This window comes from Synechococcus sp. BA-120 BA3 (assembly GCF_034931285.1).
GTDB lineage: Bacteria > Cyanobacteriota > Cyanobacteriia > PCC-6307 > Cyanobiaceae > Cyanobium.
Genome location: NZ_JAYGHZ010000487.1, coordinates 1 through 896 on the forward strand (window position 1 = coordinate 1; position 896 = coordinate 896).

At 50.0% G+C, this 896-nt stretch carries 3 protein-coding genes; 2 read left to right on the forward strand and 1 reads right to left on the reverse strand.

Features of this window, described 5'->3' with window-relative positions; genetic code table 11:
• Positions 1-97 precede the first annotated feature (97 nt).
• Both VB737_RS17050 and VB737_RS17055 read left to right on the forward strand, forming a co-directional pair.
• Positions 98-352, forward strand: coding sequence for a type II toxin-antitoxin system Phd/YefM family antitoxin (locus VB737_RS17050; RefSeq protein WP_500314720.1), 255 nt, complete (start codon positions 98-100; stop codon positions 350-352).
• A complete protein-coding gene (locus VB737_RS17055) occupies positions 303-530 on the forward strand; it encodes an AbrB/MazE/SpoVT family DNA-binding domain-containing protein (RefSeq protein ID WP_500314722.1) in 228 nt (75 codons plus the stop codon). The genes VB737_RS17050 and VB737_RS17055 overlap by 50 nt, the downstream gene beginning before the upstream one ends.
• 51 nt (positions 531-581) lie before the next feature.
• Here the strand turns inward: VB737_RS17055 and VB737_RS17060 are convergent.
• Positions 582-896, reverse strand: a 315-nt coding sequence (locus VB737_RS17060; RefSeq protein ID WP_500314724.1) for a UDP binding domain-containing protein, incomplete at its 5' end; no start/stop codon positions are given.

An 896-nucleotide genomic window follows, 5' to 3' on the forward strand; every position in this document is an offset into this window, starting at 1 on the left:
GGCTACGTAATCAGGATGGGGGGGGTGCTGCAGCTTGTTGCTTGAAAATACTTGGTCAATTAAAGTAGTCAAATAACTAGTCATATAAGACAAATTTATGCAAACATGGCCCGTACAGGATGCAAAAGCCAGATTCAGTGAACTACTGGACACCTGCCTGCGTGATGGTCCACAAGCTGTAAGCAGACGCGGCCAGGAACAAGCGGTGTTGGTACCCATGGCGGAATGGTTGCGGCTTACCCAACAAAACCAGCCGGGCGTGAAAGATTTGCTACTGGCGGAAGAAGCGCGTACGGAATACCTTGTATCCCCGAGAGGGCAGCTTAAGCGCCGAGTTTCGCTTGAATACTGACCGGGTTCAAATTAGCCGCAATGAACACGGCGACCTTGTTATTCACCCCATACCTGCCGAGCGCGGGCAGGCTTTGTTGCAGGCACTGCAAGCTTTGGGTGAAGTTGACGTGCAATTTATCGCTGCACTGGAAGCCGAGCAGGAGAACATCCAACCCACAACACCAAGGAATTTTTAAGAGTGAAAGGGCTGGCGATTGAGGATTGGGTGGCTGAATAGATTGGGCAGATTAATCGCTACCAAACAAATCCCGTGTGTAAACTTTGTGCTCTACATCGGCAAGTTCTCCAACGTGCCGGTTGCAAAGAATGATGTCAGCTTGCTGTTTGAACTGTTCAAGGTTGTTTACCACCCTGCTTCGGAAGAACTCCGGTTCTTGAAGCACCGGTTCATACACAATCACTTCAATACCCTTGGCCTTGATGCGTTTCATGATTCCTTGAATGGCCGATGATCTGAAGTTGTCACTCCCCGCTTTCATCACCAGGCGGTAAATGCCCACCACCGCAGGGTTTTTGGCAACTACGTCTGCGGCAATAAAGTC